Annotated in this window: 1 protein-coding gene; it reads left to right on the top strand. The window is 34.6% G+C overall.

Features of this window, described 5'->3' with window-relative positions:
• The coding region (locus CWC30_RS18010; protein ID WP_138627769.1) for a response regulator transcription factor at positions 1-188 on the top strand (188 nt) is incomplete at its 5' end.
• Between the last annotated feature and the right edge of the window lie 95 nt (positions 189-283).

The following is a 283-nucleotide window of genomic DNA, read 5'->3' as shown; positions in this document are numbered from 1 at the left end:
AGTCGGTTATTCATTTAATAGCACAAGGAGCGAGTAATAATAAAATAGCGGACAAACTAAACATTAGCGACCACACTGTTAAAACTCACCTTTATAGCGCATTTAAAAAAACTAATTCGCGTAATAGAGTTGAATTGGCCAATTGGGCGCAAAGATATATTTCAGTATTATTACCCGTTGAGAGCTAATCGTTATTTGTTTGGGTAGTGTTTAGAAATCTGTGTCATTTCAGTAATATTAAGAAAACAGGAGTGACACATGACTCAATCTTTCGAGATGAACA

This window comes from Pseudoalteromonas sp. S4741 (assembly GCF_005886135.1).
Taxonomy (GTDB): domain Bacteria; phylum Pseudomonadota; class Gammaproteobacteria; order Enterobacterales; family Alteromonadaceae; genus Pseudoalteromonas; species Pseudoalteromonas tetraodonis.
This window is presented reverse-complemented; position numbering and strand designations above follow the sequence as displayed.